Here is a 14,494-nt window from a genome sequence, read left to right as displayed (position 1 = left end):
GAGTGTGATATTCATGATCGGAGCCAAACCGGGGGCCGGCTACGTTATCGGCGTGGACGGCGGAAACAGCAAGACCGACTATTTCCTGTTCGACCGCGAGGGCGGCTTCGTCAACCATATCAACGCGGGCACGTGCAGCCACGAACGGTTCGCCGACGGCTATGCGGGCGCCCACCGCGAGATGGACGCCCGCATCCGCGAGCTGCTCGCGCCATGCGGCATCGCGCCTTCGCAGGTCGATGCCGCGGCGTTCGGCCTCGCGGGCTGCGATCTGCCCACGCAGCAGGAGGCGCTCTGCCGGATCGCCGAGCGGATCGGGCTGCGGCATTACGCCGTGGACAACGATTCGTTCCTCGGCATCAAGGCGGGCACCGAGCGCGGCTACGGCGTCTGCTCCGTCAACGGCTCGGGCGCCGTCACGGGCGGCATATCGCCTAGCGGCTTGCGGCTGCAGGTCGGCGGCATCGGCAGCGAGCTCGCCGGAGACGAGGGCGGCGGCTACTACCTGGGCCGCAAGGTCGTGCGCGCGGTCTATGACGGCTTCTACCGGCTGGGACCGCCGACCGCGATGGCCGAGCCGGTCATGGCGCTGCTCGGCGCGCCGTCGCGCGAGCGCTTCATGGCGTATGCCGCCGAAGCCGCCTACAAGCGCGCGCTCCCGAACACGGCGCTGATGCGCGTGCTGTTCGCCGCGGCGGACGCGGGCGACGAAGCCGCCGTTGCGTTGGTTGCGCATTCGGCCCGTCAGATGGCGCTGTCCACGGCCGGCTGCATCGCCAATCTCGACTTCGGCGCGGACGACGAGATCGAGATCGTGCTGTCCGGCTCCGTCTGGATCAAGGCGGAGAGTCCGTTGATGATCCAGCGGTACATGCGGGATGTCTGTGAGCTTACCGCCCGCCGCTGCCGGTTTATCCCGCTCGCGGTGCCGCCCGCGACGGGCGCCGTGCTGTGGGCGCTGGAGCTGGCGCACGGCGCGCCGGCAGGAGCCGATATGCGGAGCAAAGTACTGCACGGCGTGCAAGCGCAGCGCTAACTGAAACCCTTTCTACGTCAAAAAGCCAGCGACGCGGATTCCTGCTCGGAATCGTGTTCGCTGGCTTTTTTGTCGTACCTATGCGGCGCTCCGCGCGATTAGCCCTTCTTCGTGCTCAGCCAATTGACGAGCGTGTTGATCTGATCGTCCGTCAGGGTTCCCTTGAACGCCGGCATGCCGCCGCCGCCGTTGTGAATGCGCGACGAAATCTCGTCCGTCGACAGGCGCGCGCCGACGTCCGTCAGATTCGGACCGACGCCGCCGCTCAGATCCGCGGCATGGCAGGCGATGCACTGCGCTTTGTAGATCGTCTCCGCGCCCTCTCCGGATGACGTCGTCGTGCCGCTGGGCGATGCCGGCGCCTCGCTCGACGGCGGTGTCGTGGAAGCGTTGTTGTTGCTTTTGCCGCAAGCTGCCGTCGTCATTGCCAGCAGCGCGGCTGTCGCTGCGATTGCCGTCCATTTTCTCATGCGAGCTTGACCTCCTTCTTGTCGTTTCGGTTAGATTTCTCCAATTATCCGAACGGCATGCACGCGACAATTGACCTGCGCTTCGTGGAATAGCAACGGGCGAATTGGACACGATAAGGTCAAAGCTATGCAATATATGGCAACGGCGGTGATGCTTATGAACGCGAATCAAGAATGGATCGGCCATCTGTCCGAGCTGCGCAAGCGGTTGATCGTCACGGGCATCTGGTTCGTCGCTTCGATGGGCGCCGGCTTGTACCTTTCCCCCTCCATCCTGCTGCTGCTCAAGTCGCGGGCGGCGGCGGGCGCGCCGATCGACTGGCACGTTTTCTCTTTCACCGACGGCTTGTTCGTCTACCTGCGGTGCGCCTTCCTGCTCGCCGCGCTGCTCACGTTCCCGCTCGCGATGTATCAGGCGTGGGCGTTCGTCCGGCCCGGACTGACCGGCAGAGAGGCGCGCGGTACGCTCGGCTACGTCCCTGCGTCGTTCCTGCTGTTTCTCGGCGGCGTCTCGTTCGGGTACTTTCTCGTTTTTCCGATGATGCTCCGGTTCATGCAATCGATGAACGAGAGCGTGGGCGCCGTGGAAATGTACGGGATCGAGCGTTACTTCGCCTTTATGTTCGGCGTGCTGATGCCGCTCGGAATCGCCTTCGAGATGCCGCTTGTCATGCTCTTCCTGACAAAGCTCGGCCTGCTGGACCCTGCGCGCATCAAGTTTATCCGCAAATACGCCTATGTGGGGCTCGCGGTCGTCGGCTCCTGCATCTCGCCGCCGGACCTGTTCTCCCACTTGTCCGTGACCGTGCCGCTCCTGCTGCTGTTCGAGTGCAGCGCGCTCGTCGCGAACCGGCAGTTCAGGCTGCGCCGCGCCGCCGGACCGGCGCCGGGTTAACGACGTTTACACTTAAGCCGGCTAAATATGTACGCGATCAAACGCTTATAAAGGAGGTGAACCCACGATGTTTCACAATATCGGCATCTCCGGACTGCTGATCATCTTCGCGATCGCGCTGATCGTCTTCGGTCCGGCCAAGCTTCCTCAGCTCGGCAAAGCCTTCGGCGAGACGCTGCGCGAATTCCGCAGCTCCACACGCGGCATCATCGAGGACGACAAGCACGAGCCTGCCGCCGAGCTGATCAAGGAACGGAATCCGACCTGAAGCCGCTCGCCCCCAACGAAAATAAACGAAATAAATCCCTTCCCCGTTCCGACAGCAGTCGGCAGGGAAGGGATTTTCTTTTTTACGATTTCGCGACGACGATCTTGACGCTCCAAGCGTCAAGCTGGAGGCTGTCGCCTGCCTCGACCGGCACGTCCGCAAGCAGCTCGTGTCCGCCCCCATGCAGGTAGCGTACGGCAACAGACGCGTCTGAGTAATTAAAATAGTAGCGCACGACGCGGCCTTGCCCGTTGACGCCGGCCTTGACGATAACCGGGAACGCGAGCTCCTGGTCGGCGTCGAGCAGATTCGCTTCCTGAAGCGCCCCCTTGAAAATGCGGCGCATGGCATCCGCGGTCGTCATGCAGCCCACGTAGGTCGCCGTGCCTGCTCCGTACCGGTTGCGCGTGACGGCCGCGTAAGTTCCCCAGTGCGGATGGTCGTAGTAGGCGAGCGCCTCCGCCGTCGTTGGCGTCAGCAGCTCCATCCACGCGCGCACCTCTGCCGCCTCCGGATCGAACGACTGCGCTCCGTCGCGCAAAGCGACCGCGTCCGGCTCTACGAAAACGCTGTAGCCGACGCCGCATGCTTCGTGAATAATGCCGGGCTGCTGTGCCGCGCGCACTTGGACGACCTCGTCCGCGAAGCCGGACTTGAACGAATAGACGACGTGGCCGCCGTCCCGCACATAGGCGTTCAGACGTTCGAGCGTGTCGTCCGGCGCCGCGTACAGCGCAGGCACGACGATCATACGGTAATCCGCCAGCCGCTCGTGCGAGGCGGGGATGAAGTCGCATTGGACGTTCAGCTTGTACAGCTCGTCGTACATCCATCTGACCACGTCGTTATATTTCAAGCCGCCCGGCAGCTTGAACCATTCTAGCGCGGTCAGCGCCTCGTTGCTGACCATCACGGCGACGTCGCTCTTCTTCTTCAGGTTAACCAGCTGCTCGCTGAGCCGCGCGAAGTCCCTGCCGACCGTCTTCGCTTCGTCGTAGACCGGATTCGGCTTGAGATCGTGGCTGAGCAGCCCCTTCCAGTACGTTTCGAACGAATTGTGGATCGAGTGCCAGTGCCAGTACGCGACCATATTGGCGCCGGAGGCCAGATGGCTGAAAGCGAGCTGCCGCAGCTGGCCGGGATACGGCGTCCAGTCCGGGAACGCCTGTGCCTGCGTCTCGAGCACGAGATAGTTCGTCCCCTTCAGCGACCGGGTCATGTCGCCCCCGAACGAGATTTCGGCGCCGGTCAGCTTGGCCTGCGACGGATGATAAATGTCGACGCCCGCGATATCGAACGGCCGCGAAGCCTCGAAGTGATCGACCGACGGCTGCACGCCGTAAGAGTAACCGCGCCACTCGAAATCGAAGTTTTGCGTCACGAACTGATCCGGCCGCGCGTACTCGCGGACGAGACCGACCTGCCAGGCCAGGAATTCGTTCACGAGTCCCCGTTGGAACTTCGCGAACTCGGCGCCCAGGCTGCCGTTGATCGTGCCGGTTACCGAAGGGAAGTCCTCCCAGCTGTCGATGCGGTTGCTCCAGTAGTCCAGGCCGAACCGCCGGTTAACGACGTCCAGGCTGCCGTACTTCTCGCGCATGTACTTCACGAACCGCAGTTGGACGTTCGGTCCCGCCGTGTCGTAGTGCTTGGTCTCGTTGTCGGTCTGATAGCCGATGACGGCCGGATGGTCCTTGACGCGACCGATGAGCTTGCGGATGATCCGCTCGGCATAGAACAGGTACGTTTTGTTCGTGATGTCCATGATCTGGCGGGCGCCGTAGCGGCCTTGCCCCGCCACCGTCTCCGCAAGTACGGCGGGATCCTCCTTGACCATCCAGGCAGGGACCGCGTAGGTCGGCGTGCCGACGATGACATGGATGCCCGCTTCATGCATCGCATCAAGCACGCGGTCTACCGAGGAGAAGTCGAATACGCCGTTCTGCGGCTCGTGCGTGCTCCAGGTCGATTCGGCGATCCGAACCGTGTTGATGCCGGCCTCCTTCATCATGCGGATATCTTCGGCCAGCCGGTCGTAAGGCATGTATTCGTCGTAGTAGGCGACGCCGTACAGCAGTTTATTCAAATTTCGTCCACTCCCTGCGTTTCATTCTTATCGCCCTCGTCATTCGGGTTCTGTCCGCTTGCCGCTCATTGGTTGCGATACTGATTCGGGGTCATCCCCGTATACTTTTTGAATACCTGAAAGAAGTACTTCTCGTCCTGATAACCTACCTCGTGCGCCACGTCCGCGATCCGCGCCCCGCTGTCCTCGAACAGCCGGCAGGCCTGGTCGATCCGGGTCTGATGCAGATAATCCAGGAAGCTTGTCTGCAGCTGCTGCTTGAACAGCAGGCTCACGTAGCCGGGCGTGATGAATACCTCCCGCGCCACCGTCTCCCGGCTGATATCCTTGCTGAAGTTGTTGCGGATATAGGCGGTGACCGCGTCGAACAGCTTGTTCCCGTTCTTCTTCGCGTTCAACTGGGCGGCGACGAGCCGCGCGGTCTCGCCCAGCGCATGCACGATGCCTTCGAGGCTCGAGCGGGCGACCATATGCGTGATTCCGGTCAGATCCCGGCCGAATATCTCCTGCACGTTGACGTTTTTCTCGATGCACAGCCGATACAGCGCGAAGAAGAGGGAGAAAATCGAATTCAGCACCGGCTCCTTCGACGCGCTCTCCGGCCGCAATGCCTGCAGAAATGCCTGCAGCTGCTCGCGTATCGCCCCCTCTTCCCCGTGCATGACCGCCTGGATGAACGCTTTCTCCAACGCGAACGGATACGAGGTACGGTCCGCGTCGCCGTCGACGGACTCCATGTAATCGACGATCTTGCGGTCGCCCATGTAGAACCGCACGTCGAGCGCCCGCGCCGCTTCCTGATAGGAGAGACGCAGATGTGCGATCTCCGCGCCGATGCTGCCGATACCGATACTGACCGTGAACTTCAGGTAAGTTTCCGCGTTCTGCTGGATCTGCTGCGCATAACGGCCGATCGCCGCGCTGTCCGGCATCTCTTCCGCGTTCAGCAGCGCGATCAGATCGTCGTTATGCTCGAAAACGGCGCACATGCCCAGCGGGGCGAGCGTCTCCTCGGCGATGTTTTTGAGCCCGTATTTGTAAAGCTCGACGTCCTCGTCGCCTACCCGCTGCTGGAACGAATGGAAGTTGTCGATCTGCACGACGAGCGCGCCGTAAAACGGATGGCCGAAGGCGATGCCGTTTGTCTTCAGACTGGCGAGCAGCCGCTCGTACGGCGGATTGTCGGTCAGCACGAGCCTGCCCAGCATTTTGTCCCGCAGCAGCGGAAAGCTGTCGCGGAAGCCCGCCTTCAGCTCCTCCAGCCTGCTCGACTGCTGCCTTTCCCCATCGATCTCCGCCCGGAGCTGGAGCACGAGATCCAGAATCTCTTGCCTGCGGCTCGGCTTGAGCAAGTAGTGGCTGGCCCCGAGCGACATCGCCTTCTGGGCGTAGGAGAACTCGTCGTAGCCGCTCATAATGACACATTTGACGGCCGGATATTGCTTCGAGACATGCTCGATCAGCTCGAGGCCGTCCATTTCCGGCATCCGTATGTCCGTCAGCACGATATCGACATGCACCTGCGCCATCCGCTCGAGCGCTTCCTCCCCGTCTCTGGCCTCGGCGACGATCGCGATATCGTGCTGCGCCCAGTCGATCAGCGTCCGGATGCCGCTGCGCGCCCGTTCCTCGTCGTCGACGATCATCATCTGAATCATCCGTCCGTCCCTCCTTCCATCTCGGTCGTCGCCGGTATCTCGATTTCCACGACCGTGCCTTGTCCCGGCTCGCTGACATAGCCGATTCGATAATGATCCTTGTAAAAATGCCGCAGCCGTTCATGAACGTTCTGCACGGCGTAGCCTCCGGTATCCTTCGCGGTGTAAATATCGCCGTCGCTGCGGATCTCCAGAATCCGCTCCAGCGTCTCCGCCGACATACCCGGTCCGTTATCCTCGATCCGGAAACGGAGACGATCTCCCTCCCGGACGCCCGATACGCGGATACGGCCGCCTCCGCGCTTGCGCTCGATGCCGTGCACGATCGCGTTTTCCACGAACGGCTGCAGGCTCAGCTTCAAAATGACGAAGCCGCCGATCTCGTCCGGAATGTCGATCTCGTAGGCGAGCAGATCCTTGAAGCGCATCTGCTGCAGCGACAAATACAGCTCCAGCAGCTCCTTCTCCTTCGCCACGCTGGTGAAGCTCTTGCCCCGGTTCAGGCTGAGTCGGAACAGCCGCGACAGATTGATGATCATCTCGCTGATCCGGTCCTGTCCCGCCGCCTCGGCCTCCCAGAAGATCGTGTCGAGCATGTTGTACAGGAAGTGCGGGTTGATCTGCGACTGCAGCGCCTTCAGCTCCGCCTCCTGCTCGCGCAGCCTGAGCACGTACACGTCGTCGACGAGCGTCTTGATATTGGCGACCATGCTGTTGTAGCCGCGGCCCAGGTGACCGATCTCGTCTCCGTACTTGACCTCGATCTTCTCGTCGAACTGGCCGTTCTGAAACCGCCGCATCGACAACAGCAGCTTCTTGAGCGGCGCCGTGAGAAACGAAGACAGCAGCATCAGGATCGGGATGCACAGCAGCAGCCAGCCGGCGATCGTCAGGATGACGAACAGCTTGATCGAATTCAGTTCCCGCGTCAGGTTGCCGAGCGGGACCGCGTACAGGATCTGCCAGCCATTTTCGCCGGTGCTGTACGACAACAGCAGCTTTTCTCCGCCGATCGAAACGACCTCGGAGCCGTCTCCGCTCGCCAAGGCATGAATACGCGCCATGTCCGCAGCTGAACCGTCGTAGAAAGGCATCCCCGCGGACAACAGCGGCACGCCGTCGGCATCGAGGATGACGATGCCGTGATCCTTGTCGTACATATTGTTCAAATACCGGCTCAGCACCGTCTGCTCATTGACGCCGACAAAGATGAAGCCGATATTGCGTCCGGTTTTCACGTTGCGCACGACCCGGGTCATGCCGATCTTGGCATTGCGGTTGTTCTGGATGAACGTATTGTTCGCGTCCGTGAGCGGGAACCAATAGGAAGTGCCGTTCAGCTCGACCGTCTTGCGGTAAATGGCGCTCTGCCTAATGTCCTCGATCGAATAAGGTCCGCTGCTGTCGTCCGTCGCCAGCTGGAACAACGGCTGGCCCGTCTTGCCGTACAGCGCGACATAGTCGAAGTTGCCGGTAACGAGCATCTGATCGATCAGCGTAGAGTTGGCGTCGCTGTATAGGAGCGGATCGAGCGGCTGCTGCGACTCCGCTTCCTTCGCCAGCATCGTCTGAATGACGGGCGCGATGCTAAACACCGTCACCCAGTTCTGCATCGCGCGCTGCAGCGACGCGACGTTGTTGTCGATCGCCTTGACGGCTCCCTGGTTGGTCGCGCTGACCTTGCTGACGATCTGTTTTTCCGACGTCCGGAAAGCATAGTACCCGAGCAGCATGGAAAATATAGTCATCAGCAGCGAGAATAAGATCACGATCTTATAGGTGAGACTCATGTTAAGGTAGATGCGCAGCATGCCGTCCCCCCAGGCGCTCCCTCGGTTTGTACTCATGATAGCCAACCGAAGGACATTCCACAACGGATCGGCAGGCGGTTTCGATAAACTTCAACTTTCCCGTTCTTTTCTCTACTGACCGGCGACCGACCCGTACGCTATGATGCAATCAGCAACGCCGCAACACTCCACAATCCATCGTTCAGGGGGAATACCGAATGGCTAAGCATAAAAAATGGAGCGGCTTGACCGCCACGGCAGCCGTCCTCGCATCCGTCACCGTTCTCTCCGCTTGCGGCAGCAACGGCAACAATAACGCGGCAGGCAGCGCAAGCTCGAGTCCGAACGCCAGTGCAAGCGCAAGCGGCGGCGCAGCTAGCAGCGGCGCGGCAAGCAACGAGAAGGTCACGCTGCGCCTGTTCTCCAACCTGCCCGACCGCAAGTCCGGTCAAGGTCTGGCCGAACAGACGGTCATCGACAACTATGTGAAAGAAAACCCGAACGTGAAGATCGAAGTCGAAGCGCTCGCCGAGGAGCCGTTCAAGAACAAGTTGAAGGCGTACATGGCCTCCAACGAACCGGTCGACATCACGATGGTCCACGGCGGCGCCGAGCTGAGCACGCTTGTGCAAGCCAACTACGTAAAGGAAATCGACCCGGCCGCCTACGAAGGCGAGCAATTCAACTTCCTCCCGGGCGTCTACAAGTCGTTCACGTTCGACGGCAAGCTGTACGGCCTGCCTCGCAACAGCGACTACGAGGTCATTTACTACAACAAGAAGCTGTTCGACGACAACGGCGTCAAAGTCCCGACGACCTTCACCGAGCTGACGGATGCCATCAAGGCGTTCCGCGCCAAGAAGATCGCGCCGATGTCGATCAACGGCAAGGATCTGTGGAGCTTCGGCGAGCTGTACCAGAACATCGTGCAGCGCTACAGCGGCGACCAAAACCTCATCCTCGACGCGGTCGAAGGCAAGAAGAAGTTCACGGAGGATGAGAGCTTCCTCAAGGCTGCCCAGTACATGGCGCAGCTGCGCGACGACAAGCTGTTCCAGGACGCGTTCATGACCGCCGACTACGGCGCCTCGCAGAACCTGTTCACGCAGGGCAAAGCCGCGATGTGGTACATGGGCTCCTGGGAAGCCGGCATGGCGACCAACGCCAGCCTGCCCGAAGAGTTCCGCAACAACCTGCAGGTCGCCAAGTTCCCGATCGCCGCGGACGGCAAGGGCGTAGCGACCGATCTGATCGCCTGGAACGGCGGCGGGTATGCGTTGGTGAACAGCTCCAAGCACCCCGAGGCAGCGAAGAAGTTCTTCGATTACCTGTTCAACGCCAACCAATGGGCGAAGGTCGCCTGGGATACGGGCGCAGCCGTGCCGGCACAGAAGTACGAGCTGACCGGCAAAGAAAGCGAAGTCCAGAAGCAGCTGACCGACGTGCTCGTGCAAGCGACTTCTACGCCTGGCGCATCGTTCATCGACTATGGCACGCCGAAGTTCAAGGACGACGTACAGAACGCGTTCGGCAAGTTTTTCTCCGGCAGCCAAAAGCCAGAGGAGCTCGTAGCCGCCCTGCAGGCAGCCGCCGACAGCCAGTAATCGCGATAACGTCGCGACGCATGAGCCACAGATAAAGGAAGCGGCGGGGACGGGCAGCATTCCTGTCCCCGTTGTATTCTCAAGGATGGAGCGGGTATCCCATGCACAAAGTGCTACGCAATAAGACGGCGATTTTCCTCTTCGTTTTCCCCGGTCTTCTGCTGTTTATACTTACCTTTCTGGCCCCCATCATATTGAGCGGATATTACTCCCTCACGGACACGCTAGCCCCGGGTACGAAAATCCATATGGTCGGTCTGCAAAACTACGCAGACCTGATCCTTCACGATACAAGATTCTGGATCGCGCTCCGCAATGCCGTCCTGCTCGGCATCGGCTTCATCGTGCTGCAGCATCCGCTCAGCATTTTCTTCGCCGTCCTGCTCGACCGGATCGGCGGCAAGGCGGAGAAGATTTTCCGCACCATCTTCTTTATCCCCTGCGTAATCTCCGTCGTCGTCATCTCGAAAATGTGGCTGTCGCTGCTCGACCCGACGTTCGGCATTCTGAACAAGCTGCTGGCCGCCGTCGGCCTGGAATCCCTGCAGCACGCCTGGCTCGGCGAGAGCAGCACGGCGCTCGGCACGATGCTGTTCATCCTGATCTGGGCCGGCTTCGGCTGGGGACTGCTGTTCTACTATGCCGGCGTCAAGGGCATTCCCGAGGATCTGTACGAAGCCGCAAGCCTCGACGGCGCGTCGGGCCTGAAGCTTCACCTTCGCATCACCGTGCCGCTGCTGAAGCCGGTCATCGCCGTTCAGGTGACGCTGGCCATGATTACGGCGCTCAAGCAGATGGAGCTCGTCTTCCTGACGACCAACGGCGGACCGGGCGACTCGACGCAGTTCATCGCAGTCTACCTGTACAACAAAGCGTTCTCCGCCAGCCAGTACGGCTACGCCAACGCCATCTCCATCCTGTTCATCGTCGTCTGTCTGGTCGCGACGTACCTGAGCAACAAATTTATCCGCAGCGACGCGGCGGAAGCCTAAGGAGGCGACGAACATGAGATCGCGATACAAGACAGGCATTTGGATCTTCTTCCTGATCGTCGCCCTCCTGCAGCTGTTCCCGCTGATCTGGCTGGTCGACTTCTCGTTTAACAGCAGCGCCGACTTCTACTCCGACCACATCCTGAAGTGGCCGACCGACCCGCAATGGCAGAATTACAAGAACGCCTGGATCGACGGCAAGTTCCTGAAGTACTTCCTGAACAGCGTGCTGGTATCCGGCGTCACGATCGTGCTCACCGTCGTCCTGTCGCTGACGCTGTCGTACGCATTCACCCGCATGCAGTGGCGGATGCGCTCCTTCTTCTTCTCCGTCATCCTGCTCGGCATCATGATCCCGATCCACGCGACGCTGCTGCCGAACTTCGCCATCTTCAAGCAGCTCGGCCTGACGGATTCTTACCTCGGTCTCATCCTGCCGTACACGGCCGTCTCCGTCCCGCTCGGCACGTTCATGCTGACCGGCTTCCTGCGGAGCATCCCGAAGGCGGTCGAAGAATCGGCCGTCATGGACGGCTGCAGCATCTACCGCATCGTCTTCCAGATCATCGCGCCGCTCATGGCGCCGGCGCTCGTGACGGTCGTCGTCACGACGTTCCTGAACTGCTGGAACGAATTCATCATGGCGTCGACGTTCCTCAGCAAGGACGCGCTCAAGACGCTGCCCTTCTCGGTCATGAACTTCGCGGGCCAGTACTCGTCCGACTACGGCTCCCAGTTCGCCGTCATGGTGCTGACCAGCGTGCCGGCGATCGTCATCTACGCGCTGTTCAACGAACAGATCACGAAGGGCGTTACGGCTGGCGCGGTGAAAGGCTAAGGCAATTAAAAAGCGGTGCGCAAAGAGGCTCTACGTGGAGCCTCTTTGTTTCGATTGGCGGCGCGGTCCCGCGTTTTTATTTCCTACGCTTCCCGTCGGATCCGCCTTACGATCCGTTCGTAGTCGTACAGATTATGCGTCTTGAATGCGAGCTTGCGAGTGCCCTTTTCAAAAGAAAATGTGTAGTAGTCCTTGCCCTCGAGATAATCGGCGGAAAAAGAATGCAAAGGAATCGTCTCGATGGTCTGCGCATCCGTATCCGCTTGGAACATCGACTGGCTCACGATCTGCAGCAGCTCGGGACCGAACCGGAACGTGCCCTTGATCTTTCGTTCGTCCAGCAGGATCGTCAGTCCTTTGAATTGCTCGACGCCTCTCGCCGGGTTTGCGTGCTGAACGACAGTCTCGACTGGAACTTCGGGCCGCGTATAATTGGCTGGCGCAGAATAGCTGCCGGTTACTTCCGCAGTCCGAGCAGGTGCAGTTGGCGCCGGATGGGCTGCCGGATGGGCTGCCAGCATCCTTTGGGCGCTCGACTGCTCCGCTTGAAACGGCGCGGACGGCGCGGCCCCCGCGGAACGGTCGAGCAGCTTCTGCAGCAGATGGACGACTTCCGACAAGCCGATGAACAAAAATCCGGCCGCCAGCGCGGACAGCCACCAGTACAAGGCAATCGCAAGCGAGAATTCGCCGTTCGCGTCTTTGCCCAGGCCGATTCCGGCGATGAAGCCGATCGCGATAATGATAATGCCGATCCCCATTAGAAAAACCGATACCGTGTTTCTCATCCAACTGCCTCCAAGTAGAAATATCTATTTTCCACCATATAACATTTTAGTTAACGCGGCAAAATAAAACGAAGGCCCGTCCTCCAGTCATTTGCATGACTTTGGGACAGCCCTTCGTTCGACTCAACAATAGCGTAATGTCCGCTCTCTTAGATATGAATTCCCTTCTGCTCCAGTGTCTCGCGCAAAGCATCGGCCATAATATCGTAGCCCAGCACATGCGGGTGAAGACCGTCGTCCGCAAGTCCTTCGCGCAGCCGAAGACCGTCCTCATCGGCCATCCGCGAATGATAATCGACAAAGATCGCGCCTCGTTCGGCGGCTGCTATCCGCAACTTCTCGTTCGCGCTGCGTATGCCTGCATTTCGCTGGTCATTGTGTCCGGATTGCGGCATATCCGTCGGAAGGATGGAACAAATAATCGGTATAATATCGTTTTCTTTCGCTTTCTTGACCATTTCCTCGATATCGCCCACGAGACCCGGAACGATTTGCTCCGCCGTTTTCCGGTCGCCTGCCGTCCAGCCGTCCATTGCCCAGAAGTTGTTTACGCCGATTTTAATGACGACATGCTTCGGCTTTAACTGGACCACGTCCGCGTCGAATCTTCGCAGCACATGGCTGCTGATGTCTCCGCCGATGCCCCGATTCACGATAAAACGGCCACTGCGGCCAAAATAGGCATTTAGCTCCCACATATGCGTGATCGAGTCTCCGATAAATACAAAGTCGACCGGCACTTCGTGCGCGATTAAAATCTCGTTGCCGATATCGAATTCTCCTCTGCGGCTATCCGCGGCGGCAGCTGTTGCAAAATAGCCCGGTTTCACTAGCTTCACGCGATTCGTTGTCATTTTTTATTTCCTTTCACCAGGGCTCTAGCCCGTTGTTTTTAAGCTTATATAGCGCTTCGGCAAAATAATAATCTCCATAAATGAGCGGCGCATCCACGGCGATATCCGCAGCAAAATATCCGGTCGCGTGAAGCAGCAGTCCTTCTTCATCCTCGTCCCAAGCGCCGTAGTTTTCATGCAACGAACGAAGGATGCGTTCGGCTGCTTGCTTATACGCGCCCCCTTCCTCTCCCGACACCAAGGAAGCCAGGTCCAGAAGCCCTGAAGCGGCGATCGCTGCCGCAGAGGAATCTCTTGGCATGCCCTCTGCATCCGCAGGCAACCGAAAATCCCAATAAGGCACCGAGTCCGCCGGCAAATGATCGAGAAAAAAGCGCGCCACCCGTTTGGCGGCCAAAAGATATCTCTCCTTGCCCGTGTATGTATAGCTAAGCGCAAACCCGTACAACGCCCATGCCGCGCCCCTTGCCCACGCCGAATCCGCGGCATAGCCCTGGCCGGCCAGCGCTTCCTTCCGCTCGCCCGTTTCCGGATCGAAGCTGACGATATGATGGACGGAGCCGTCTTCCTGAAAAAACGACCGAAGCACGGTATCCGCATGAATCTCGGCGATGTGCCGGTAGCGCGGATCGGCGATTTCCTTGGAGGCCCAGTACAGGAGCGGCAGATTCATCATACAGTCGATGATCGCCCAACCGGTGTGATCCTCGTCGCCCCAATTCGGCCAGGCGCGGATAAACCCGCCCGCCGGATTAAATCTTCCGGCAAGCAGACTGGCGGCCATCAGCCCGTGGCGCCTGGCTTCCTCGTCTTGCAGGAGCTTATATTGATTGATACTGCTCAAGCCAAACATAAACCCGACATCGTGATGCAAAGCGTCGAACGCCCACAGCGTCCGGCTAATCTGCTGCTCGCATTGTACGGCGAGATCCTTCAGACGTTCATTGCGGGTGTCCCGGTAGACCAACCATAGCAGCCCCGGCCAAAATCCCGCGACCCAATCATGCGCAGGACTTCTGTTGTAGCGGCCATTGACAGAGCCGTTCGGGAATGATGCTCCAATGTCGATGCTCGTTTTGTCGATCTTGTCGACAACCTGCCGCCACGATTCTTCGGCCCAATCCGCCTGATTATTCATCTTGTTCCTTCCTTCTGCCAATGGGGTTTATCTCTCATTATGACATCCCCAAAAAAAGAAAAGAATGATTGCATTTC

At 59.7% G+C, this 14,494-nt stretch carries 13 protein-coding genes; 6 read left to right on the top strand and 7 right to left on the bottom strand.

Annotated features, from left to right (window positions below; all coding sequences use genetic code 11):
- The first annotated feature begins 13 nt into the window (after positions 1-13).
- A complete protein-coding gene (locus tag ACFOTD_RS09165; protein ID WP_378117884.1) occupies positions 14-1,036 on the top strand; it encodes an N-acetylglucosamine kinase in 1,023 nt (340 codons plus the stop codon).
- A gap of 98 nt (positions 1,037-1,134) precedes the next feature.
- Here ACFOTD_RS09165 and ACFOTD_RS09160 read toward each other — a convergent pair whose 3' ends face one another.
- Positions 1,135-1,506, bottom strand: a complete 372-nt coding sequence (locus ACFOTD_RS09160) for a c-type cytochrome (RefSeq protein WP_378117883.1) — start codon at positions 1,504-1,506, stop codon at positions 1,135-1,137.
- Positions 1,507-1,663: 157 nt separating this feature from the next.
- On the opposite strand from ACFOTD_RS09160, the gene tatC reads away from it, so the two are divergent.
- Together tatC and ACFOTD_RS09150 are read left to right on the top strand one after the other, a co-directional pair.
- Positions 1,664-2,401, top strand: a complete 738-nt coding sequence (gene tatC / locus ACFOTD_RS09155; RefSeq protein WP_378117882.1) for a twin-arginine translocase subunit TatC — start codon at positions 1,664-1,666, stop codon at positions 2,399-2,401.
- Positions 2,402-2,468: 67 nt separating this feature from the next.
- A complete protein-coding gene (locus ACFOTD_RS09150) occupies positions 2,469-2,669 on the top strand; it encodes a twin-arginine translocase TatA/TatE family subunit (RefSeq protein ID WP_090116968.1) in 201 nt (66 codons plus the stop codon).
- 82 nt (positions 2,670-2,751) lie between these two features.
- On the opposite strand, the gene ACFOTD_RS09145 is transcribed toward ACFOTD_RS09150, so the two are convergent.
- From ACFOTD_RS09145 to ACFOTD_RS09135, 3 genes are all read right to left on the bottom strand, one after another.
- Positions 2,752-4,755 carry a beta-galactosidase gene (locus tag ACFOTD_RS09145; RefSeq protein ID WP_378117880.1) on the bottom strand — a complete coding sequence of 668 codons (2,004 nt, stop codon included), beginning with the start codon at positions 4,753-4,755 and terminating at the stop codon, positions 2,752-2,754.
- A gap of 65 nt (positions 4,756-4,820) precedes the next feature.
- On the bottom strand, positions 4,821-6,413 hold the full coding sequence (locus tag ACFOTD_RS09140; protein ID WP_378117878.1) for a response regulator: 1,593 nt from the start codon (positions 6,411-6,413) through the stop codon (positions 4,821-4,823).
- Positions 6,410-8,260, bottom strand: coding sequence for a sensor histidine kinase (locus ACFOTD_RS09135; protein ID WP_378117876.1), 1,851 nt, complete (start codon positions 8,258-8,260; stop codon positions 6,410-6,412). Before ACFOTD_RS09135 ends, ACFOTD_RS09140 begins: the two co-directional genes overlap by 4 nt.
- A gap of 161 nt (positions 8,261-8,421) precedes the next feature.
- On the opposite strand from ACFOTD_RS09135, the gene ACFOTD_RS09130 reads away from it, so the two are divergent.
- The 3 genes from ACFOTD_RS09130 (at position 8,422) to ACFOTD_RS09120 (ending at position 11,637) form a co-directional block, all read left to right on the top strand.
- Positions 8,422-9,807 (top strand): extracellular solute-binding protein, encoded by a 1,386-nt coding sequence (locus tag ACFOTD_RS09130; RefSeq protein ID WP_378117874.1) that lies wholly within the window; start codon positions 8,422-8,424, stop codon positions 9,805-9,807.
- Positions 9,808-9,908: 101 nt separating this feature from the next.
- On the top strand, positions 9,909-10,799 hold the full coding sequence (locus ACFOTD_RS09125) for a carbohydrate ABC transporter permease (RefSeq protein ID WP_090116973.1): 891 nt from the start codon (positions 9,909-9,911) through the stop codon (positions 10,797-10,799).
- A gap of 13 nt (positions 10,800-10,812) precedes the next feature.
- Entirely contained in the window at positions 10,813-11,637 is an 825-nt protein-coding gene (locus ACFOTD_RS09120; RefSeq protein WP_090116974.1) for a carbohydrate ABC transporter permease, read from the top strand.
- An 83-nt stretch (positions 11,638-11,720) separates the two neighbouring features.
- Here ACFOTD_RS09120 and ACFOTD_RS09115 read toward each other — a convergent pair whose 3' ends face one another.
- The 3 genes from ACFOTD_RS09115 to ACFOTD_RS09105 all read right to left on the bottom strand — a co-directional run bounded on the left by ACFOTD_RS09115 (position 11,721) and on the right by ACFOTD_RS09105 (position 14,417).
- Positions 11,721-12,425 (bottom strand): hypothetical protein, encoded by a 705-nt coding sequence (locus ACFOTD_RS09115; RefSeq protein WP_378117871.1) that lies wholly within the window; start codon positions 12,423-12,425, stop codon positions 11,721-11,723.
- Positions 12,426-12,574: 149 nt separating this feature from the next.
- Positions 12,575-13,279, bottom strand: a complete 705-nt coding sequence (locus ACFOTD_RS09110) for a GDSL-type esterase/lipase family protein (protein WP_378117869.1) — start codon at positions 13,277-13,279, stop codon at positions 12,575-12,577.
- 13 nt (positions 13,280-13,292) lie between these two features.
- Positions 13,293-14,417 carry a glycoside hydrolase family 88 protein gene (locus ACFOTD_RS09105; RefSeq protein WP_378117867.1) on the bottom strand — a complete coding sequence of 375 codons (1,125 nt, stop codon included), beginning with the start codon at positions 14,415-14,417 and terminating at the stop codon, positions 13,293-13,295.
- Positions 14,418-14,494: the final 77 nt, after the last annotated feature.

The sequence above is a fragment of the Cohnella sp. GCM10012308 genome (assembly GCF_042649185.1).
Taxonomy (GTDB): Bacteria; Bacillota; Bacilli; order Paenibacillales; family Paenibacillaceae; genus Cohnella.
The sequence above is the reverse complement of the archived record's forward strand: the minus strand, read 5'-3'. Positions and strand labels throughout refer to the sequence as shown.